At 38.8% G+C, this 22323-nt stretch carries 22 protein-coding genes, 1 CRISPR repeat array and 1 riboswitch; of the genes, 13 read left to right on the top strand and 9 right to left on the bottom strand.

From position 1 onward, the window contains the following. Complete coding sequence (locus bsdcttw_RS05265) at positions 1–405, bottom strand: DUF4430 domain-containing protein (RefSeq protein ID WP_225903800.1); 405 nt, start codon at positions 403–405, stop codon at positions 1–3. 117 nt (positions 406–522) lie between these two features. Next, positions 523–736, bottom strand: a riboswitch (cobalamin riboswitch). Between the two features lie 228 nt (positions 737–964). On the opposite strand from bsdcttw_RS05265, the gene bsdcttw_RS05270 reads away from it, so the two are divergent. Beyond that, complete coding sequence (locus tag bsdcttw_RS05270; protein ID WP_185258344.1) at positions 965–2023, top strand: aldose epimerase family protein; 1059 nt, start codon at positions 965–967, stop codon at positions 2021–2023. A gap of 72 nt (positions 2024–2095) precedes the next feature. Here bsdcttw_RS05270 and upp read toward each other — a convergent pair whose 3' ends face one another. After that, on the bottom strand, positions 2096–2725 hold the full coding sequence (gene upp / locus bsdcttw_RS05275; RefSeq protein WP_185258345.1) for a uracil phosphoribosyltransferase: 630 nt from the start codon (positions 2723–2725) through the stop codon (positions 2096–2098). A 494-nt stretch (positions 2726–3219) separates the two neighbouring features. On the opposite strand from upp, the gene bsdcttw_RS05280 reads away from it, so the two are divergent. The 8 genes from bsdcttw_RS05280 (at position 3220) to bsdcttw_RS05320 (ending at position 11109) form a co-directional block, all read left to right on the top strand. Next, complete coding sequence (locus bsdcttw_RS05280; RefSeq protein WP_185258346.1) at positions 3220–3672, top strand: hypothetical protein; 453 nt, start codon at positions 3220–3222, stop codon at positions 3670–3672. A 332-nt stretch (positions 3673–4004) separates the two neighbouring features. Further along, positions 4005–5102: an iron-siderophore ABC transporter substrate-binding protein gene (locus tag bsdcttw_RS05285; RefSeq protein WP_185258347.1), complete on the top strand. Its 1098-nt coding sequence runs from the start codon at positions 4005–4007 to the stop codon at positions 5100–5102. After that, positions 5099–6097 carry a FecCD family ABC transporter permease gene (locus bsdcttw_RS05290; RefSeq protein ID WP_185258348.1) on the top strand — a complete coding sequence of 333 codons (999 nt, stop codon included), beginning with the start codon at positions 5099–5101 and terminating at the stop codon, positions 6095–6097. Before bsdcttw_RS05285 ends, bsdcttw_RS05290 begins: the two co-directional genes overlap by 4 nt. After that, positions 6094–7128, top strand: coding sequence for a FecCD family ABC transporter permease (locus tag bsdcttw_RS05295; RefSeq protein WP_185258349.1), 1035 nt, complete (start codon positions 6094–6096; stop codon positions 7126–7128). The genes bsdcttw_RS05290 and bsdcttw_RS05295 overlap by 4 nt, the downstream gene beginning before the upstream one ends. Continuing rightward, positions 7125–7931 carry an ABC transporter ATP-binding protein gene (locus tag bsdcttw_RS05300; protein WP_185258350.1) on the top strand — a complete coding sequence of 269 codons (807 nt, stop codon included), beginning with the start codon at positions 7125–7127 and terminating at the stop codon, positions 7929–7931. The genes bsdcttw_RS05295 and bsdcttw_RS05300 overlap by 4 nt, the downstream gene beginning before the upstream one ends. Positions 7932–8201: 270 nt before the next feature. Beyond that, positions 8202–8630: direct repeats of the CRISPR family, unit length 31 nt; unit sequence AATTTCAAATCCTTATAGGTAATCTATAAAC. A 507-nt stretch (positions 8631–9137) separates the two neighbouring features. Further along, complete coding sequence (locus tag bsdcttw_RS05310) at positions 9138–9611, top strand: DUF2975 domain-containing protein (protein ID WP_185258352.1); 474 nt, start codon at positions 9138–9140, stop codon at positions 9609–9611. Beyond that, on the top strand, positions 9608–9826 hold the full coding sequence (locus bsdcttw_RS05315; protein ID WP_185258353.1) for a helix-turn-helix domain-containing protein: 219 nt from the start codon (positions 9608–9610) through the stop codon (positions 9824–9826). The genes bsdcttw_RS05310 and bsdcttw_RS05315 overlap by 4 nt, the downstream gene beginning before the upstream one ends. Then, complete coding sequence (locus bsdcttw_RS05320) at positions 9823–11109, top strand: B12-binding domain-containing radical SAM protein (RefSeq protein WP_185258354.1); 1287 nt, start codon at positions 9823–9825, stop codon at positions 11107–11109. The genes bsdcttw_RS05315 and bsdcttw_RS05320 overlap by 4 nt, the downstream gene beginning before the upstream one ends. Before the next feature lie 37 nt (positions 11110–11146). Here bsdcttw_RS05320 and bsdcttw_RS05325 read toward each other — a convergent pair whose 3' ends face one another. The 6 genes from bsdcttw_RS05325 to bsdcttw_RS05350 all read right to left on the bottom strand — a co-directional run bounded on the left by bsdcttw_RS05325 (position 11147) and on the right by bsdcttw_RS05350 (position 16829). Beyond that, positions 11147–12046: a tocopherol cyclase family protein gene (locus bsdcttw_RS05325; protein ID WP_185258355.1), complete on the bottom strand. Its 900-nt coding sequence runs from the start codon at positions 12044–12046 to the stop codon at positions 11147–11149. Continuing rightward, on the bottom strand, positions 12012–13505 hold the full coding sequence (locus bsdcttw_RS05330; RefSeq protein WP_185258356.1) for an FAD-dependent oxidoreductase: 1494 nt from the start codon (positions 13503–13505) through the stop codon (positions 12012–12014). Before bsdcttw_RS05330 ends, bsdcttw_RS05325 begins: the two co-directional genes overlap by 35 nt. 192 nt (positions 13506–13697) lie before the next feature. Then, a complete protein-coding gene (locus tag bsdcttw_RS05335; RefSeq protein WP_185258357.1) occupies positions 13698–14111 on the bottom strand; it encodes a DUF3887 domain-containing protein in 414 nt (137 codons plus the stop codon). A gap of 6 nt (positions 14112–14117) precedes the next feature. Continuing rightward, positions 14118–14882 carry a YhfC family intramembrane metalloprotease gene (locus tag bsdcttw_RS05340; protein ID WP_185258358.1) on the bottom strand — a complete coding sequence of 255 codons (765 nt, stop codon included), beginning with the start codon at positions 14880–14882 and terminating at the stop codon, positions 14118–14120. Beyond that, positions 14833–16122, bottom strand: a complete 1290-nt coding sequence (locus bsdcttw_RS05345) for a sensor histidine kinase (protein ID WP_207726495.1) — start codon at positions 16120–16122, stop codon at positions 14833–14835. The genes bsdcttw_RS05340 and bsdcttw_RS05345 overlap by 50 nt, the downstream gene beginning before the upstream one ends. After that, the gene (locus tag bsdcttw_RS05350) at positions 16119–16829 is read right to left on the bottom strand and encodes a LytR/AlgR family response regulator transcription factor (protein ID WP_185258360.1); all 711 of its coding nucleotides are present in this window, start codon (positions 16827–16829) and stop codon (positions 16119–16121) included. Before bsdcttw_RS05350 ends, bsdcttw_RS05345 begins: the two co-directional genes overlap by 4 nt. Positions 16830–17154: 325 nt before the next feature. Between bsdcttw_RS05350 and bsdcttw_RS05355 the strand changes: the two genes are divergently transcribed. Continuing rightward, positions 17155–17910 (top strand): TSUP family transporter, encoded by a 756-nt coding sequence (locus tag bsdcttw_RS05355; protein WP_185258361.1) that lies wholly within the window; start codon positions 17155–17157, stop codon positions 17908–17910. A gap of 249 nt (positions 17911–18159) precedes the next feature. Here bsdcttw_RS05355 and bsdcttw_RS05360 read toward each other — a convergent pair whose 3' ends face one another. Then, positions 18160–19023, bottom strand: coding sequence for a YitT family protein (locus bsdcttw_RS05360; protein WP_330602380.1), 864 nt, complete (start codon positions 19021–19023; stop codon positions 18160–18162). Between the two features lie 586 nt (positions 19024–19609). Between bsdcttw_RS05360 and bsdcttw_RS05365 the strand changes: the two genes are divergently transcribed. From bsdcttw_RS05365 to bsdcttw_RS05375, 3 genes are all read left to right on the top strand, one after another. After that, entirely contained in the window at positions 19610–20581 is a 972-nt protein-coding gene (locus bsdcttw_RS05365; RefSeq protein ID WP_185258362.1) for an ABC transporter ATP-binding protein, read from the top strand. 87 nt (positions 20582–20668) lie between these two features. Beyond that, the gene (locus bsdcttw_RS05370) at positions 20669–21475 is read left to right on the top strand and encodes an ABC transporter permease (RefSeq protein WP_225903801.1); all 807 of its coding nucleotides are present in this window, start codon (positions 20669–20671) and stop codon (positions 21473–21475) included. Further along, complete coding sequence (locus bsdcttw_RS05375; protein ID WP_185258364.1) at positions 21459–22253, top strand: ABC transporter permease; 795 nt, start codon at positions 21459–21461, stop codon at positions 22251–22253. The genes bsdcttw_RS05370 and bsdcttw_RS05375 overlap by 17 nt, the downstream gene beginning before the upstream one ends. The last annotated feature ends 70 nt before the right edge of the window (positions 22254–22323 follow it).

Here is a 22323-nt window from a genome sequence, read left to right on the forward strand (position 1 = left end):
TTAATAGCCTGTAGTTAAAGTGATTTCAAAATGGTCTCCATCTGCGATAGGAGTTGTGTCAACGCCGGTAGTAATCTGTTCTCCGCCTTTTGTAAAGCACCACCATTGCTGTTTACTGTCATCAACGGTAACACCGTCAACCGTTTTAACAAATAATCCATAATCAGATTCCTCACCTGAAATCAATTTCTTCTCTTCCAGTGCCTGTCTTAAATATTCTGCATCGGTATTAATATCAATGTTCTTGCTTGTGCCGTCACCTAAAATAACTTCTGCTACGATATGTTTAGAACCTTCTGTAGTTTCGGGCTTAAAGACATTGTATAAAATGGCCATAGCAGCAATAACAACTACAAAGATAATGACGCCGATAATCGGCTTTTTCATGGATTTCTTATTTTCCATAGTTCCCTCCTATTAATAAAATATGTGATGAAAAAGGGCATAAAAAAATCCCTTTATTAAAAAGGGGAAAGAAAGGCAAAGAAAATAATACCTCATCTTCCATCCTCCGTGGAAATATAGCGGTACAGACAATAAGCAGGTATTCTGGCTTGTGGATCATTATCAGCTATACATCTTCCCAGGCAGACACCCAGTGACTGCGCAACCCAAAAGGATTGACACACTTATAGCAGACTCCTCACATACAGCGGCGGGACCGCACAGGATTTGAACCTGTTTCCCTATTATGTCACATCATTACAATATGACAACTTACTGTCTTTAAGACTTATAAAGTATATCATTGAGAAGGAAAGCTGTCAATTCCTGTTCTGTAACTTTTAGATAAGTATAAGCATCAGAAAGATGGGATATCATAATAGCTCTTAGGCATTTAAATTACATATCCTGCATACCTATTCCAGTAACTTTTACTTGGTAAACTATGAAAGATATACTTGAACTTTTGGCAGAGATAGGCTATTCTTATAAATATAAACAGAACAGAAGGAGAAGCATTATGAGCATAAAGAAACATTCTTTTGGCAAGACTTCTGAGGGGGAAGAAGCCACTCTTTATACATTAATTAACAAAAAAGGTATGTCAGTCAGCCTGACTGATTACGGCGCTAATATAGTAAATGTAATCGTGCCTGACAAAGAGGGTAAGTATGATGATGTGGTACTCGGATATGAAACGGTAACCGGTTATGAAGGCAATAAGGCTGGCTATGGCTCTTTCATAGGACGTAACGCTAATCGTATCGGCGGAGCTTCCGCACTAATAAACGGTAAGGAATATCCCCTTGAGAAAAATGACGGAGAGAATAATCTTCACAGCGGTTCCAAGAGTTATAATAAATTTATGTATGAGACCGAAATCTTTGAGGAAGAGGATGCGGATTCTGTTGAATTCTCAAGATTAAGTCCTCATATGGAACAGGGATTTCCCGGGAATCTGGACATTAGCGTAACATATACCTTAACCGATGAAAATGAACTGGTAATTGAATATATGGCGGTTTCTGACAGGGATACCCTTTGTAATCTGACAAACCATTCCTACTTTAATCTGAACGGACATGCTTCCGGTTCCATCTTAAATCATAAAGTTATGCTGAATGCTGACAGCTTTACACCAACGGATGATAAGTTGATTCCTACCGGAGAAATCAGGAGTGTAGAAGGTACTCCTATGGATTTTCGTAAGCTGAAAACAATCGGAGCAGAAATAGATGCTGATTATGAACCTTTAAAAATAGCCGGCGGTTATGATCATAACTATGTTTTAAATATCAGCGGTACAGAGGTTGAGAAAGTAGCAGAGCTTGTAAGTGATGAAAGCGGCAGAATAATGGAAGTCTTTACGAATCTTCCGGGAATACAGCTCTATACCGGTAATTTTATAGATGGTCAGGAAGAAGGTAAGAAAAATTTTGTTTATGAGAAACGTGCAGGAGTATGTTTTGAGACACAGTTCTTTCCGGATGCCTGCCATAAACCCGAATTTTCTTCCAGCTTCTTAAAAGCTGCCAATGAATATGATTATGTAACAGTGTACAAATTCGGTTTAAAGTAAAATTCAAAAAAAGTGCTTATTCCTTTCAGAAAACAAAAGGAATAAGCACTTTTTTTAATTCTTTGTATATAATTATTTCGTACCGTATATTCTGTCACCGGCATCTCCAAGGCCAGGAAGAATATAGCCATGTTCATTTAAGCGCTCGTCAAGAGAACCGATAAAGATGTCTACATCAGGATGAGCTTCAGAGAGACGTTTTACACCTTCGGGAGCTGCAATCAGACATAGGAAATGAATTTTTGATATTCCTTTTTCTTTTAAGAGAGTAATTGCTGCAGAGGCTGAACCACCTGTAGCTAACATAGGATCAACAACAAAGATTTCTCTTTCACTTGCATCAACAGGGAGTTTACAGAAATACTCAACAGGTTCTAAGGTTTCTTCATTGCGGTAGAGGCCGATATGTCCGACTTTCGCATTGGGAATAAGATTTAAGATACCGTCTGCCATATGAAGACCGGCTCTTAAGATAGGAACGATACAGAGTTTTTTACCTTCAATTTCCTGGGCTATCGTTTTCACAAGGGGAGTTTCTATTTCAATGTCAGTAAGGGGGAGCTCTCTGGTAGCCTCATAGCAGATTAGCATTGCTACTTCCGATACCAAATCACGAAATTCCTTTGTAGAAGTGTGTTTACGCCTCATGATACCGATTTTATGCTTAATCAACGGGTGATCCATAACTATAACTTTTGACATGATTTTGCCTCCAATTTTTATATTTTCAAGGTTGTCCCATGGAGGGGCCTTGTTTGCTCTACCTGCCATTATATCAAAAAACCTAGCTTAAGAAAAGTAGAAATTTATATTTTATGGCTGGAAATTAGAACAATTAAAAGGGGAAATATGTTATGGAATATTATAGAATTTTATCGATAGACAGAGGAGAAGCCCGGTAGAGGGGGGAGGGTTACTACCAGGCTTAGTTTTATGAAAAAAATTATCTTGTTAGCGTATTAGGTGTGACATTTAAATTATTAATGCAATTGCTTTTTAGCTATTTGCTATGGTTTTATTATATCGGACATATATGTTGATAGTATGGCTGTTTTATGAACAATTTGTGAATATTGAATTTTGTGGTTTTCTCCAATTATCAGAATTTACCAAGGCTACAATCAGGGAACTTACAGATACTATTTCGTAAAAACATTCGTTTTAAAAAGAAATTTTATCAGGGAGAGGAATTATTTGTGGCTAGCATATTTCAAAAATTGATAAGCAAGGAATTCGGAGAGAATATTTATTATAAATACTTTTATGTTTGTCAGAGAAGCCTGCAGGAAAAGTTCTTTGACAGTGATGAGATCTATCAGGATATTTACAGGAGAGTTGAGAGAAAGGACAGAGGGGATTTGAAGAAGATGCAGAAGCGTCTTAACGATTCTCTGATAATAGCAGTTCGTATTATAAAAACGTATATTATATTTGTGGTGTATGTTCTGGCAGCAGTTTTATACCTGGTTACCCTTGGAATGAATCCTTATGTAACAGCAGCAGGAATAGTTCTAATCAGTCTGACTCTGCTTCAGAAGACCTATGAATATATCATTAATAAATACTGCTATATTGATGCCCAGATTGTTCTGATTTATAAGAATGTTCTGGATAAACTTCTTTTAACAGAGCAGAAGGAATCTCATTAAAAGATATTTCACAAATATAAAAGTGCTGTAGGTCTAGAAATCATTCTGGATTTACAGTATTTTTATATTAAATGAAAATGATAATATTTCTCAATACATACACTCGTAATATTTAAAATATAATTTCTGATTATTTCATAAAATGGCTTATTTATTGGGGTTCTACGAGTTTAGAGTAATAAAAAACTTCTAAATTACAATTGAATATGATTCTCATATACGATTTTCAATCACTTGACAAAGACAATCTCCTTTGATAATCTATGCGAAGTTAGAAACGACTAACTTCATAGCAACTATCGTTACATAGAGGAAAGAAGAGGAGTTAAAAGATGAAATTGAAAACTTTAAGTTCTATTTTGGTAATAGCAATGAGTTTGACTCTGACAGCATGCGCCGGCAAATCAGAAAATAACGCTGGAGCAGTCAAGGAGGCAGTAACTGCTGCTCCTACCGAAGAGACTGAACAGGCTGAACCTGGTGAAACTGGAGCTAAAGATACTGCTGAAACAGAAACACAGTATCCAATTACGATAAAGCATGCTTTTGGTGAGACTGTAATTGAAAGTAAGCCTAAGAACATAGTTACTATATCATGGTCTAATCAGGATGTTCCTTTGGCATTAGGTGTAGTACCTGTAGGTATCTCGGAAGCTAATTATGGTGTAACAGATGGCAGTGGTTTATTACCTTGGACAAAAGAAGCTTTCAAAAATCTTGGTGTTGAGAATCCTGTTTTATTTAAAGATACAGACGGTTTGGATTATGAAGCAATAAGTGATGCACAGCCTGATGTTATTCTTGCTGCTTATTCCGGTCTTACGGAAGATGAATACAACACCTTGAGTAAAATCGCACCCGTTGTGGCATATCCTACGCTTGCATGGCAGACTTACTGGCGTGATGATATTATTATGAATGCGGAAGGAATGGGAATGAAGGCAGAAGGCGAAAAACTGGTTTCCAATTTGGAGAAGCTTATAGCAGACAAGACCGCTGCCCTCCCTCAGATAGCCGGAAAAACCGCAGCTTTCTGTTATTTTACTCCTACGGATCTTAGTAAATTCTATGTTTATCTTCCAACTGATCCTCGTGCAGCTTACTTGTATGATTTAGGTATGAAGGTGCCGGATAGTGTAACAAAATTAGCAGAGACTTCTACCAGCTTTGCTCTTGAAATGAGCGCTGAAAACGCAGATCTTTTAAAAGATATTGATATTATTGTTGCATATGGTGATGATACATTATTAAAAGCTATGCAGGCAGATAAGCTTGTCGGAACTATTCCTGCAGTTCAAAGAGGCTCTGTAGTATTGATTCAGGATGGTACACCGCTTGCTGCTTCTGGTACTCCAAGCGCTCTGTCCATCCCTGCAACCATTGATGATTACTTAAAGCTCATAGGAGAGGCAGCTGATAAAGTACAATGAGAGCAAAAAAAATAATAATACTGATAAGTGTCAGTGCAGCTGTACTTGTATTATCTGTCTTAACATCCCTTGCGCTGGGTTCCAGAAGTATAGGGCTAAAAGATGTTATGGGAGCAATCTTCCAATCAGATAGTAACTCCTTTAATATGTTGGTGGCTCGTGAAAGAATTCCAAGAACGTTATTCAGTATTATCGCCGGAGCATCCCTTGGGGTCTCCGGTGCGCTGATGCAGGCAATTACAAGGAATCCAATAGCGGATCCCAGTGTATTAGGTGTAAATACCGGGGCTTCCCTGTTTGTGGTTAGCGGAATAGCCTTTTTCCATATCAGTACAGCGAATCAGTATATATGGTTTGCACTGGCAGGAGCGGCAGTTACTGCAGTTTTTGTATACCGTGTCGGTTCCCTGGGGTCCGGAGGAGCTACTCCTATTAAACTTGCGCTGGCAGGAGCGGCAACTACTGCTGCCCTTTCTTCGTTAGTAAGTGCTGTAATCCTGCCAAGAACTGAGGTTATGAATGCATTTCGATTCTGGCAGGTAGGCAGTGTAGGCGGAGCTACCTATGAAGGGATAGGGGCAGTAGCTCCTTTTCTGATTATAGGCTTATTACTAGGGATATTTTCTGCGCCGGCTCTAAACGCTCTTGCGCTGGGAGATGATGTGGCAACCGGTTTAGGTGTAAATACGGTGTTAGTAAGAGGAATCGGAGCACTGGCTGGTGTACTCTTATGTGGTGCAACGACAGCCATTGCCGGCCCTATCGGCTTTGTAGGACTTATGATACCTCATGTTATGAGGCTGCTTTGCGGCCCTAATATGCGTTATATCGTGCCTATGTCTGCTATCGGCGGAGCTGTTCTTTTAACGGTCTCTGATGTCACAGGCAGGCTTATCGGGTATCCTGGTGAACTGGAAGCAGGTATTATAACAGCATTCTTCGGAGCACCTATTCTGATATTGATTGCAATGAGAGCGAAGGTACGTTCCTTATGACAAATACAAATTTAAATATTGTTAGAGAAGGTTTTTATAAAAGAAAGCTGCGCTATATCTCAGTCATGGTGGTATTAGCAGTATTAACATTTATCCTTTGCGGTATCATGCTATATCTGGGAAATACGAAGTACTCTTTGGATGTAATACTTCGGGTTCTCTTTGGGGAACAGATAAAGGGAGCCACTTTTGCCATCGGGACCATAAGACTTCCAAGGATGCTAGCGGGACTGCTGGCCGGTATGGCCTTTGGAATGGCCGGAAACACCTTCCAGACCATGCTTCGTAATCCCCTGGCAAGCCCGGATATTATAGGTATTACCTCCGGCTCCAGTGTGGCAGCAGTTATGTGTATCCTAATTTTAAGAATTAGCGGAAAATTTGTTTCTATATCAGCAGTAATTGCAGGGCTTTGTGTAGCGTTTTTGATTTATGCCCTTTCCAGGGGAGGCAATTTTTCCGGAGGCAGGCTGATTCTTATCGGAATTGGTGTGCAGGCTATGCTAAATGCACTGATATCCTATATGCTTTTAAGAGCAAACCAATATGATGTACCGGCAGCTCTCAGATGGCTAAGCGGAAATTTAAACGGTATGGAAATGAAAAATATTCCCGGGCTGTTTGTGGTTGTTCTCATCTTTGGATGCCTTTTAGTTTTCTGCGGCAGACAGTTAAAAGTACTGGAACTGGGAGAACAATCGGCGGTTACACTGGGTCTGAAAACAGACAGAACGAGGCTTATACTGGTCTTAAGTTCTGTTTTCCTGATCGCTTTTGCGACTGCGGTAACCGGACCTATATCCTTTGTGGCTTTTCTGGCAGGTCCTATAGCTGCCAGGATGGCAGGAGCGGGCAATTCCAATACGATACCGGCAGGTTTCACGGGAGCAATCCTGGTGCTCTTGGCAGATATTATAGGGCAATATGCTTTTGATATCCGATTTCCGGTGGGAATCATTACAGGAATACTCGGAGCCCCTTACCTTATCTATCTATTGATACGTATGAATAAAACCGGAGGAGCAGCATGAATCAAACACCTGCATTTTCAGCCGGTAATATTGTTGCCGGTTATGATAAAAAGATAATAATCAATGACATTAATGTAGTGATACCAAAGAATAAAATCAGTGTAATCATCGGGGCCAATGCCTGCGGTAAATCGACCTTGTTAAAAACCCTTGCCAGATTAATAAAGCCGGTATCGGGAAAAGTTACCCTTGACGAAAAAGAAATAAGCAGCATCCCACCGAAGGAACTGGCTAGAATATTAGGGCTGCTGCCTCAGTCACCGGTAGTACCGGAGGGGATTACAGTATCAGACCTGGTATCCAGAGGCAGGTACCCTTATCAGAACTTCTTAAAGGGGCTTGGGAAAAAGGATTATGAGGCGGTGGAAGAAGCTCTTGAAATCATGGGAATTACCGAGCTTTCCAATCGAAGTGTGGATGAATTGTCCGGAGGGCAGCGTCAAAGGGTATGGATTGCCATGGCACTTGCCCAGCAGACGGATATCCTGCTGCTGGATGAGCCGACTACCTTTTTGGATATTACTTATCAAATTGAGATTCTGGATTTATTAACGGATCTAAATCGTAAGAGAGGAACTACTATTGTCATGGTGCTCCATGACATTAATCTTTCCGCTCGTTATGCGGATTATATTTTTGCTGTAAAAAAAGGGGAGCTTATCGCCCAGGGAGCACCTTCTGATATTATATCAGAAGAGCTGATGAATCAGATATTCGGACTGGATTGTGCAGTTATTAAGGACCCGGTATCCGGTTCTCCCTTTATTGTACCCAAGGGAAGATATCATGTGGAGATGCAATAAGGTTACATATTGAAGAAAAATTTAGTTTTTATTTGAAAATAAAATAAAATCACCCTATCTTTTAGGATGCGATAGATAGCTCTTGTGCTTGCATTGGCAATTTCAGTAATATCCTGGATTGCCAATGCAGCTTTCTTCTCATCGGGGTTTATGTTATTATAAATCTCTAAATCACGATTTCTGATATATACATGAAGCTCATCAAGATTGGAAAGAAGTTTTATCATCCTTTAATCGAAGTTAGCATTCTATTTTTAAGGCAATAAGAAGTTATTCAAATCCTTATAGGTAATCTATAAACCAGTAAGCGCCAGTGGCAATATTGTTGATTTTACTACATTTCAAATCCTTATAGGTAATCTAAAAGCGGAGAAGATGTTTATGATTATACAAATGGAAAATGGTAATTTCAAATCCTTATAGGTAATCTATAAACTAGGGTTGTTAAGCTGGAAAAGTATGAGTCTGGGGAATTTCAAATCCTTATAGGTAATCTATAAACATGAACAATATCATGCACTTGGCGGAAATGGAACAAATTTCAAATCCTTATAGGTAATCTATAAACTGAGTTATCCAAGCCGCCTCACTGCAGGCCAACATAATTTCAAATCCTTATAGGTAATCTATAAACGTTATCTTTCTTTTCTGCTTCTTTTATCAATTCAAATTTCAAATCCTTATAGGTAATCTATAAACAGATATACAATCCCGGTATAAAGTCGGACAAGTAGTATTTCAAATCCTTATAGGATTTGAAATTAAATATGAGTGAATAATAAAATCTGCATACCGCCAACCATTTATCTGTCTAAGGAATAAAGGGGTGGATTCTCCGATTACAAAAAAATCGAGAGGGAGTCGAACTCCCTTTGGCATGCCTGTAATTATTATAATACTCCAATAAAAGTCGAAAATCAAACTGCATTTGGGTTACAAATGTGGCTTCTCGTTTACAAAAACTGCATCTCGATTACAAAAGTGGCATTTCGTTTACAAATATTCAATTGTCAATTATAAATAATGCGTCTCGTTTTACAAAGTGGCATCTCGCTTTACAATTAACCGAAGAATTTGTTGATTTATTGGATAATTTGATAAATATATAGTAATGATTAATATATTTATCGTAAAACAATAAATGTGCATTGAAATTTTCCGGTGATTGTGGTAATCTATAGTTATCTTTTCTAAGGAGGATTTTTTATGTCATCTAAAACTTTATGTGCATGGGTGCGCTTCGCCGTAATTGCGGCGGCAATATGCGGAGGTTTCTTATGTCTCGTTTTTCCGTCTTGGATGAAAAATATTCTTAGTGAACTTTATGGTACCCAAGGGTCTTATTTATGGATTGGGTATGTTTTACTTAGCGCTGTGCCTTGCTTTGCAGTACTATGCCTTATTTGGCGTGTTGCAGGAGCTATCCGCTTTGAAAAGGTATTCACCGAGGAAACAGCTAAGACGATTCATACGGCGGCGATCTGGTTATTTTCAGATGCCATTTATGTATTTCTTGGTAATATCGTACTTTTCTTAATGAATATCAATCATCCGGGAATCGTGCTTTGTATTATGGCCGGTGTGCTACTATTGATAGTCTTCGGTGTTCTTGCAGCGGTATTATCCCGCTATATCTCAAAAGCCGCTGACTTACAGGAAATCAGTGAGGGAATGATATGATAATAATTAATGTTGATGTTATGCTGGCAAAACGTAAAATGAGCGTTACAGAGCTTACCGAGCGAGTCGGAATGACAATGGCGAATATCTCACTGATTAAAAATGGTAAGGTAAAGGCAATTAAGCTGGAAACGCTGGATAAAATCTGTGAAGCTTTGGATTGTCAGCCGGGAGATGTACTGGAGTACCGTCCTAGTAAGGAGAAATCCATATGAAAAATGCTCTTCTTATTACGGTATCCTCCAATGACATGAAGCAGATCCGCCGTGCCAGATATATCAAGTTTCAGCAATGTACCATGCCATATCTGGCTTCCTTCTTCCCGAAAGACTGGAATGTGCTTCACATTGACGAAGAAGAGGAGCAGATACCCTATGAGAAGTCCTTTGACCTTGTCGGGCTGACCTTTCATACACCCTGCAGCAAACATGCTTATGAAATAGCAGCGAGATTCCGTTTGAGGGGAATAACGGTTATTATGGGCGGCTCTCATGTTACGCTCTGCCCGGAGGAAGCGGAACAACAGGCGGATTGTATTTTTGTGGGCGAAGCTGAGAACACGCTTCCGGTCTTCTTCACTGATTTTGAAAAGGGGAAGCTCAGGAAACGGTATGAAAGCAATGAAGCAGTAGATATGTCAAAGATTCCGTTGCTTACAACAGAGCATTTTCACCGGCATGATCATGCAGCCGGAACAATGTTCGCTTCAAGAGGATGCCCCAATAATTGCGAATTCTGTGCTGTTTCCTGTATGTATCAGCACAAATTCAGAATGCGTCCTCCGTCTGAGGTTGCACGTGACTTTGCGCAGTTTAAAGGAAAAGTCGTAGTATTTTGGGATGACAACATCTGTGCGGATATGGCATATGCGAAAGAAATCTGTAAGGCGATAACGCCATATAAAAAGTGGTGGACGAGTCAGGCAAGTATAAAAGCCGGAGAGGATGATGAGTTTTTAGAGCTTGCCTATAAGAGCGGCTGCCGTCATCTTTTCATAGGTTTTGAGAGTATATCCCAAATGTCGCTGGATTTGGCAAAGAAAGAATTTAATCAGGTCGAGCGGTATAAAGAGATAATCAAAAACATTCATAACCACGGTATCTCGGTTCAGGCGGGGATTGTCTTTGGCTTTGATTGTGATACCAGGGATGTATTTGACAGAACACTGGAATTTCTGATAGAGAACGGTGTCCAGAATGCCACCTTTAATATCCTGACACCTTATCCGGGAACCCCATTGTTTGACCGTTTGAAATCCGAAGGACGAATCCTAACCGAAGACTGGACTAAATATAACTCCCGTACGGATGTTGTTTTCACTCCAAAGCATATGACAACCCAGGAGCTTTTAGAGGGTTTTAACTATGTGAACCGCGAATTCTACAGATTGCCACATATTCTAAAACGCCTGAATCATTCACATACCGGCTTGTTCTGGACTCTTCCCCTGAATATTATTTATTGGTGGCTGCTTAAAACAAAAAGAACCAATCTTTAGGCAATGAACTCCTAAGCCGCCTAAAGATTGGTAAACTTCATTGGTCTGCTTTATCTGTTACGGATTCCAAGCTTACACCCTGACTTTTCAGATGAAAAACAATCTGTTTTTTGTAAGAGAGGAAAAAACTTCCCTGACAAAGATGAGACTCTTTTATAACACGGTTCATTTTCCCCTTCGTAGGAGCTGCCAGGTTATAAGCGGAAGGGGAAGAAGTATCTTTTATCCGTATCCGGAAGAAATAATCTCCCTGCCGTAGTATGATAAGAGTTGGTGTTGCTTTTAGTATCTTTACTCCCAGATAAGTAGCCAATCGGTACTCTCTGTTTCTGTAATGAATGGCACAGATACAGCCGGTAAAATGACTGCCCCAAAGAGGAATACGGGCTATGGAGACCATTACAGAGCAGATATCCTCCGTGAAATCATTGCAGTGGAGCCAAAGATAAGAACTTGGAAAAGAGTGTCCCCAATCTTTCTCAATATAGCCAATACCTTTATGAAAGGGCAGCAGGTTACCGTTATAAGTGAGATTTCCGGAAAGAGAGTGGGACATGCTGATTACATTATGCTTACACTCCATACCGGGAAAATAGCGAAAGACTCCCATAATATTATAGGCTATCGGATGAAGCTTATGATACAGAATAATACCTTTTAGTGTAAGTTCCTCTGTATGAATGTCAATCATAATACCTTCTTTGGTAAAGACGTTATTACCCAACCTTATATAACTGGATTTTCGGTCAATAAAGCATTCTTCTAAAGGAAAAGTCAGCTGATAGGATTTTTCTCCTGCGATAATCTGAAGAAAGGGAGTGATACTTTTTCCTTTCTCGCGGTTTATGCCGGGGATAAAGGCAAGTACTTTGTTATCCTGCTGATGTTTAAAATACCAGCCCTCAAAGTATGGTCTCTGCTTCAGGAGATTCTTCATGAAATTCCCTCCTCGTTATGGGTTCTCCGGCCGGTTCGTCTAGGAGTGTTCCATCATAATTAAATCGTGAGCCATGGCAGGGGCAATCCCAGGTTTCTTCCTCCTCATTCCATTCCAGCTGACAGCCAAGATGGGTACACTTAGGATCAACTGCAAATATCTGATTTTCTTTCGTTTTATAGATTCCTACCTTTTCACCTTCTAATTCAATAACTCTGCCGCTTCCCGGATTAATAGCAGACAAATCCTGAGGTACCGGTTTTAATTTCTTTAGAACTAGTCCAACTGCGCTGTGTTTCGTTTCATCCAGAAGACTTGTAATAGAAGCTGTTAACTTAAAACGCTGAGGCGTGAACACTTGCTCGTAGGGATTTTCTTTACCGGTAATCATATCGCTAAGCAAATTAGCGGCTACCATTGAGGTGGTCATACCCCATTTATGAAAACCTGTGGCAATGTACCAGTTGGGAGTCTGGTCTGAAAACTGCCCGATATAAGGAACACCGTCTAATGTTTGGCAGTCCTGAGCAGACCAACTATACTTCTCTTCCGCTTCAGGGAAATACTGCTTGGCATATGTTCTGAGAGAATCATATTGTCCGCCTGTCTTATTTTCACCAGTTCTGTGTCCGCCCCCACCCAGGATCAGCATGTCCTCAAAGCGTCTAAATGAATAACCGTCTTTTTTATCTTCCTTATAAGTACCATCAAGGGAATAAGGAGTTTTAAGTGCAAGACAGTAGGAACGCTCCTGGTGCATCCTGGCAAAGTAATAACCTGGGGTAATCAGGAAGGGGTAGTGGGAGGTCAATATAATATGCTTTGCTTTTACCTTTCCTTCTTTTGTTATAACAGTATCTTTTTCTATCCCGATTACCCTGGAATTCTCGTAAATTGTCAGAGATTTTGCCAATACAGACAAGAATTCAAGGGGATGAAATTGCGCCTGCTCCGGAAAGCGTACAGCACCTTTTACAGGAAAGGGAAGGGATGTTTTATCAGTAAAGCTCGCAAGAATTCCACATTCCTTCGCTGCTTCAACTTCTCGTTCAATCGAAAGAAGGTCATCCGTACTATACACATAAGCCGGAAGCTTCTCAAAGTGGCAGGAGATTCCATTGTCTTTAATAAGAGAGGCATATTGAGAAATCGCCTCTTCGTTTGCCGATGCGTAAAGGCTGGCTTTTTCTTTTCCGAAATCCTTTATTAATTGATCATACATTAACCCGTGAAGGGAAGTTATTTTAGCGGTTGTATGTCTGGTCTGTCCGGAAGCGGTACGCCCTGATTCCAGTAAGATACAGTCAATTCCTTTTTTCTTTAGCATATGGGCGGTGAGAATACCAGTTATTCCGGCTCCGATAATTACTGCCTCTGCGGTGCCTTCCCCTTTCCATTGTGGTCTCTCTTCGAAGAATGCGCCATTTTCCCAGATAGATAAATAACGATTACTTGGCATGATATTATCCTTTCAGGTATGATATTATAATAATACTTATAGGTTAAGTTTTCCTTTTTTGTAAATTATTAAACATCAGACAGCGATTAAAAGAATAATAAACAAAAAGCTTCATGATTTTATGTTAGATTACACAAAAGATTGTGTAATGTATAACGTAAAGTCATGAAGCTTTGGTTATAGCAAAAGGCTTTATTTCATATACAATCCGATTAGTTTCATATCCGTATCAAAAGATATGGTAAAGGTTACTTTCTTTTTTTCATATTTCGCAATTATAATGGCTACGGCACTGTCTTCTTTGGTGGATTTGATCTTTTGCCCTAAGATGGTTGTGCTCTTATATTCGCTGAATTTACCGGCACTGCCATATGTTTTTTCCACAGCATCTTTTAGGGTATCAGCAGATAAATCTTTTTGCAGGTCCTCCCGAAACATATTTGTTACACTTTGGTAATCAGCATTATTGAGATATTCTATTACTTGCTTTGCTGATTTTTCAACAGTATCCTTATCAAAAGAATCGGATAATTTGGTAGAGGAACATCCACCTAAAAGAGTAGTAGTCATAGCTGCCATTAAGAGTAACACAATTAACTTTTTCATAAAATATCAAACCTCCATTTTAGATTTATATTCTAGATTTGTCTCCTTTTTGCGCTTAAATAGCCATAATCCCAAGGAAAGTACAAGAAAGGAGCTTATCATAATAACAGTTTCGAGACCAAGGGTTCCTACGTGATAGGCTGCGGGGAGAATTACACTTGTGCCGTCTATTAGTCCATGCAAAAGAATTGCCAGTGCGAGGAAGCGAATAGGTTTATTTACCTTGATTCCATACAGTATTACTAAGGTCGCACCTATATGGAAGGAGATAGCAAAAACTCTTTCAATACCTCCGGTCAAAATAGTTAAATATCCGCTGCCTGATAAATCAAGGTTACCGAGAGGGTACAATATCATTGCAGCCAGACTGTTAATACCGACAAGAAGCATCGCTTCAATTCCGCCATGACCAAGACCGAAAGCCAGTCCGTCCCCTAATCTGGTGCGATTAGGTAGAAAATATTTTAAGCAGATGAACCGGGCGGTTTCTTCAAAGATTCCCGCGCTTATTCCTAAGAATAATCCGTAAGCATAGGTATTCACCTGCAAAGTTAAAAACCATTTAAAATTAGGTAATACAAACTGCAGTAAAGGAATTCTTATTAGTATCTGACTTACAAAAAAGGCAGCCATACCGAATAGAAAAGGACGGATGACAAACTCAGCTCTTTTGCGAAGCAGCAGTAAGCCGATAATTGGAATTCCAAAGCATATAAGGGCATTAAACAGCAAGCATAATTCTTGTAATAAAATATTGTTCACCCCATTCATATTGAATATCTCCTTTATAATCTTTTACCACTCTTGTAACATTTTTTAGTCCAAGTCCCTCGTGCATTTCTTTGTTCGATCTAAATGTGTCTCCCTGTTTTACCGGAGGAAGAGTTGCTGAGTTTTTCAGGATGATTGAGATAAAATCATGCACCATGGCAACACGGAGAATAATTTGCTTTTCGCTGCTGGATGCAGCGGCTTCTATGGCATTATCAAGTATATTTGCGAAGAGGGTTGTGATATCCACATCCCGAATAAAGTGAAGATCAACCATGGATATTTTAATATCGGGTTTCATGCCAAGAGCCTCCATGGTTTGCACTTTATCATTTAAAATGATATTGAGTATCTTGTTGTCAGTGTAATATTTCTGCCCAAGCTGATTTAACATGGTATGGATATCCTTGGCGTACTGACAGCCTTCCTCGTTCTTTTGGTCTTCATATAGATGTTCCATAGCTTGTATATGATTTCGGATATCATGAATAAGCTTTCTGGTATTATCATATTTCTGCTCCAGAGTTGAGTAATAACCGGCTTGAATCACTTCCTGCTGGCGAAAGAGATTAAGTTCATTCTCCAAATGATTATTTTTGGTTATGATATCGAAAACGCTGGTAAAGTAAATATTGAGAGCTAACAACAATAAAATATTCAACAGCAGGAGAAGTAAAATTTCTTCTGAAATATATACCTGAAGAAAGAATATCATAGAAAGAAGATTGATGATGCTAAAGACCGGAAGAACAAAGGAACTGGCCATCTGCTTCCAGGTAATCTGATAATGATGCCTTCTTCGTATGATAGCTGTCAATATCTTTAAAATGATAAATTCAATAAAACGTACAGTAATCAGAAAGGTTATATAATAAGCCTGCCCGCTTACAAAATATAGTATATTGTGCTGGAACAACAGTGAGAGAAGCATCATAGACAGAATATCCGTCAGATACTCTGCAACTACAAATCCGGTGTAATAGACAATATACAGGCGAAGGTTATTATACAGGTAATGGCCAATTACCGGAATGATTAAAAGAATAAGAAGGTTGATGATACCGTTGCCAAGTAAGGAAAAGGCAATGGATATGGTAATATAGCCAGCAACAATCAGATTCTTTTTCAGTTTCCCTGTGGTAATATTGGTGCCGATCCGCTCCATGCAGAAAAATATGGCATAAAGAATGAAAATACTGCCAAGCAGAGGTAGAATAGTGTAAATTATAGTGCTCGTCATAAGGTCAGATTCATTCCTTCCGATAGGTAATGGTTTAAGGCTCTTCGAAATTCCATTGATTTTTTCTGGGACAACGGAATCGTTAGTCCATTTATAAGATAGATATCATATCCTTTAATGTTCTTAACAGAGTACAGATTTACAACAAAACTTTTATGGGGCATATAAAACCCTTTATCACTAAGCTCACCAGCCAGATCTGTAATCTTGCATTTGAGAATGTAAGTATCTGTATGGGTACGCAGATAGACCTTACGGCACTGATATTCAAAGTAAAGAATATCCTTTGAATTTACCCGAAGAATACCCTCTGAGGTATTAAACTCCAGCAAAGAATCAGCAGCAGGCTGCATATATTCAAATACTTCCTCCAATTGTTTATACAGCTCTTCTCTGCTCAAAGGTTTCAGAAGATAAGCAAAGGCATGGACGGCAAAGGCAAACGTAGTATAATCACTGTAATTGGTTACATAGATTATTTTAACTGATTTATCCTTTTGCCTGATTAAACGGGCTGTTTCTATTCCATTTGTCTCGGGCATGTCAATATCTAGCAGTATTATTTCATAGTTATGTTCACTAAGAAGTAAATCCTCGCCTCGTGTAAATTCATCAATGGTAAAAGCTGCTCCCGGGTATTCATTTAATAATAACTTCGTCTGTTGTAAGACTGCTGTTTCATCATCACAGATTGCAATTCGAATCATTGTACTCCCTCAATAATCCTGTTTATGTAGGCGCCATAAGCACATTATAGTAGAACATATGTAAATTACAATACCGATTACATAAGGTAAGGTATTTTGTGCGTAACGTATGGCTGTTACTATATGTTTTGTTTATTTTAGCATTTGAAAAGGTAAAATTCAAATCCTAAGAGTGCACTTGACTTTGAAAGGTTTTAATTTATAATGAAAGAAGTGTTTCGGGACATATAGGAGCATGTAGTATTCTGAAATATTCTGTATTATGAGAATGCTTTACTGATTATAGGATTGTATAGAAAAACATAAGAAAAGACAGGTAAATAACATGGATATCAATATAACAATCTTTCTCATAGTCTGCCCGCTGGTCTTTCTGGCAGGAGTGATAGACTCCATCGCAGGAGGAGGCGGTTTAATCTCTCTTCCGGCATATTTGATTGCAGGAGTACCACCCCACTTTGCGCTGGGCACAAACAAGCTGTCCTCCTGTATTGGAACTTTTGCTTCGACAGCAAGGTACATAAAAAATAAGTCTGTTAATTATAAAATAGCTATGGTTTCCGTTGTATTAGCTCTCACCGGTTCCTTTCTTGGAGCGAATCTCGCACTAAGGGTAAGTGAAAGTATAATTAAGAATTTGCTGTTGTTTATACTTCCCTTTACGGCAATTTTCGTGCTGAAAAATAAAAAGGACAGGGATGCTGCAAAAATAATATCAGAAAGGAAAGCTTTTCTGATAGCCTGTGCTGCTTCTTTGATTATTTCTGTATATGATGGCTTTTATGGCCCGGGAACGGGCACATTTTTACTGCTTAGTTATACGTCATTGGCAGGAATGGATATAAAAACAGCATCCGGGAATACAAAGGTGGTCAACCTGTCTTCCAATATTGCAGCATTGATTACCTTTCTTATACATGGAAAGTTGGTACTGATATTAGGCCTTACGGCAGCGGTGTTCAGCATTGCCGGTCATTATATCGGTTCCGGGCTGGTATTAAAAAGAGGCTATAAGATTGTAAAACCAATTATGGTGCTGGTGCTGGCTTTATTGTTTGTAACCCTGTTGATTGAAAGATAAAAATTTAAGTAACAAAGAATGCTAGAAAGAAAAAAGTGTAAGAAACCAAGAGTGTCTGAAAGATAAAAGTGTAAGAAACCAAGAGTGTCAGAAAGAAAAAAGTGTAAGAAACAAAGAATGCTAGAAATATTAAATAATGATACAAACCAATCACATTAGAAAGATAAAAACTTCCATAAATTTAGGATGATGATATAGCAATTTCATCCTGAATTTACGGAAGTTTTTTGTTATAACTTATCTATTAGGTTAAGCCCTGAAACCCCGGCCTATAATTTCGCTGGTATTGGTTATGAGGATAAAGGCATCCGGTTCCGTTTCTTTGATGAATCTGCGAAGCAGTACAGCCTGACTGCGGTTCATAACGGTAAATATAATCTTCTTTTCCTGATTGCTGAAGGCACCTTTGGCATCGCTGATGGTAGCACTTCGATGGAGTGTATTTAAGATATAATCAGATATGGGCTGCGGGTCGGTGCATATAATCGTCAGGTATTTGTGGAGGTTCAGGTTTTCAATAATAGTATCAACCATAGTTGACTTAATCAAAAGACCCAGCAGAGACAGTAAACTAGTCTTAACATCAAATATCAGGAAGGAAGCCAGGGTAAGAATAAGGTCTGACATGAACAAGGACTTACCGATATCGATATTGGAATACTTTTTCAGTATCATGGCTATAACATCTGTTCCACCGGTAGAGGCTCCAATATTAAAGAGCATTGCGGCACCAACAGCCGGCAGTAATACGGCAAATGCCAGTTCTAATACAGGTTCATCCGTTAAAGGTGCTTTCATGGGTAAGATATACTGCAAGAAGCTTAAGGAGGCAGACATTAAGACACTTCCGTAAGCGGTTTTATTACCGAAACTCTTTCCGATAACAATATATCCCACCAAAAGTAAAATCATATTAATTACAAATACAACTGTACTTGAGCTTATTTTCGGTCCCAGCACATTGCTTAGCAAAATAGCAAGACCGGTTACACCGCCGATGGAAAAGTTATTGGGGAATTTAAAGAAATAAACTCCAATTACGACTAGTTCTACACCTGCGGATATAAACAGATATTCTTTTAAGATATCTATTAATTTCTTTTTGATTGCCACAAGATCCTCCTTTATTTACCCAGAGAGCATAGCTGTAAATTTAAGATACTGACTGTGTATTTAGCATTTGTAATTCTAATGCCTTTCATTCGTGATTAAAATGGCAGACACTATTCATGGCTTATTTTTATAGATTAATAATCGTTTTAGCCCTAAGATAGTATGATAGTATCCAGTTAAAAAGTCAAGATGCATTTAACATTTATAAAAAAAGTAGTTGCAAACGGAAGCCATCTGTGATAAACTACAAAAAATCTTTTTTGGAGAAAACTACCATGAATCGTTCACTGCATTGTCTACCAATTATTATCATCGAAAGCTAATTCCTGTAACTATGATTAATACCCATAGATGCAGGACTTAGCTTTCTTTGCATCTATGCGGTGAATGAAGATAAATGAAAGACCGCATTATAATATTTCCTATTTGGAAAATCATTATATGCGGTCTTTTTTTATTCTTATTCTAGTATTGCATTGCATAGGAGCTTTGGCTGCATTATATGGTGATTGAGGAAGGCTGCTCTGGAGACCGGAAGCTGAAACTAAAAAAGATGATTTAAATATCTAAGGGAGGAGTTAACAGTATGGAGGCTATTACTGCAGAGGAGCTGCAAAAAACCTTTAAGGTAAAACAGAAGAAAAAAGGACTAAAAGCGAGCCTTGCCGCTTTTGTAAAGACAGAGTATAAGGAGGTGGAGGCTGTAAAGGGTATCAGCTTCCAGGTAAAGGAAGGGGAAGTACTGGCGTTTATCGGACCTAACGGAGCAGGCAAGAGTACTACAATTAAGATGTTGACAGGGATTCTTTATCCGGATGGTGGGAGAATGTCTGTACTTGGACTGTCACCTACCAGAGACAGAAAGAAACTGGCCTATGAAATCGGTACTGTTTTCGGGCAGAAAGAACAGCTCTGGACACATCTAACCCCCTATGATAACTTTATGTTCTTTGGGAAGGTTTATGATTTGAGTGAAAAGGAAACCGTCAGCCGCATTGAGGAGATGGCTGAAAGCTTTGAATTAGGAAGCTTCATCAATACACCGGTGAGAAATCTTTCTCTTGGTCAAAGAATACGCTGTGAGATTACTGCTTCTCTGATACACAGACCTAAGATACTTTTTTTAGATGAGCCTACCATAGGCCTTGACCCCGTTGTAAAGGAAAATATCAGGGGATTTATCAAAAAGTTGAATAGACAATATAATACCACCATCTTCTTAACCAGCCACGATGTTGGTGACATTGAGAAATTATGCAAACGTATGATAATTATCAATAATGGCATAGTTGTTATGGATGATGCTATGGATAACCTAAAATACAATTATCTGAACAGAAAGCAGGTGGAAGTCAGATTGAAGGAAGATGTAGAGATTAAACGAAAAGAAGGTGTGCAGCTTATAAAGAATAAAGGCCTTGAAAGAAGATTTGAAGTGGATACGAAAAAGTGTCAGGTAAATGAACTTCTAAGTCTCATTGACGGAGATAACATTATGGATGTTAATATCTCAAACATACCTCTGGAGAAAATAATCACAGAAATCTATAAGAGATAGGGAATCAGCACATAGATGAGATGAATTGGGTTGTAACAGCAGCCTGTATGAATGTGGTTTGATAACTGCATAGAAAGGAAGAGAATTGTGGTAAAAAATCCGGCTAAAAAATATTATTACATCTTTCGGGTCAGCTTTATGGAAAATCTTCAATACCCGTTAAATTGCATTCTGGGCTTTCTCAGTTATTTTATTATGATATTTTTATTCTTTCAGTTATGGAATTATATCTATGGAGATGCCTCTAAGTTAATCGCGGGATATACCAGAACGCAGATGATCTGGTATGTTATATTTACTGAAATCATGTGGTTCGGTACGAGAAATGCCACCCTGACAGGAGGAATGAGCAGAGATATCAAGAGCGGAACGGTTGCTTATGCCATGAATAAGCCATACAGGTATCCATTGTATATACTATCAAAGTATTTTGGTGAAATCGGCTTCCGTTTTCTGTTGTATTTTATTATGGGAAGTATTATGGGGGTAGTCATGCTCGGGAATATACCGGCCTTTCGTTTTGCAACTGTTGTATGGGTGCTGCCGGTTATACTCTCAGGGTTACTCGTAAACAGTCTTATAAGAATCTGTATCAGTCTGCTGGCTTTTTGGGTGGAGGATTCTCTTCCCTTCCAGTGGATTTATGATAAGCTTTTAATCGTAATTGGTATTATGTTTCCGGTGGAGGTATTTCCAAAGATATTACAGCCTGCAATACGGCTATCCCCTATCTATGCGGTTACTTATGGGCCGGCTAAGCTTTTGGTGGATTTCTCCTTTGGGGTGTACCGCCAGGTACTTCTGGTACAAATGGGATATCTTTTTACATTTTCTTTGCTTTTGGTTTTAGGCTATAGGAAGGGGGTTAAGAAATTAAATGTTAACGGAGGTTAAAAGTGAAATTCAAATCCTGCTATTAACCGTCAGGTATAATATCATGAGAGAGATGACAAATAAAGCGGCATTTATAACCAATGTTCTGTTTATGATGTTGAATAACTCTACTTTTATTATACAGTGGGCGGTATTGTTTCATCTAAAGAAGGAAATTGGTGGTTATGGTATGAAAGAGATCATCTTACTTTGGGCGCTGGCCGCCAGTTCTTATGGTTTCGCACATATCTTCTTTCATAAGGCCTTTAGTTTATCTGATCTCATAACGGAAGGGAAGCTCGATGCGTTTTTAGTACAGCCGAAAAGTGTGTTATTATCAGTAATATCCTCGTCCACCAGCCCTCCGGCTATGGGAGATCTGCTGTACGGATTTGTATTGATATTTTTTACGGGAATCACGCCTTTAAAATTCCTGTTGTTTACTTTGTTTACCATAACCGGAGGACTTTTATATTCAGCCTTTGCTGTAATAACCGGAAGTATTTCTTTTTGGATTACAAGAGGAGATCTCATTGCGATGAATCTTACGAATACTATGGTGAACTTCTCCACTTATCCTGACGGGATATTTAAAGGCCTTATAAAAGTATTGGTTTATACCTTGATTCCTATTGGTTTTTATATCTATCTGCCTGTTAGCATATTGCTGCATCTAAATCTTATATACTTAGGACTGGTATTCCTGGTTACTGTTATTATCATCAACATTGCCTTTGCGGTATTTTATAAAGGACTTAGGCGTTATTCCTCCGGAAATCTAATGAGTGCAAGAGTTTAAGAGGAAGGAAAAAGTCACCTATTACTAAAAAATCTTTGTTTCAGTCACAAAATGTAGAAATAGTGATAAT

The organism is Anaerocolumna chitinilytica, from assembly GCF_014218355.1.
Taxonomy (GTDB): Bacteria; Bacillota; Clostridia; order Lachnospirales; family Lachnospiraceae; genus Anaerocolumna; species Anaerocolumna chitinilytica.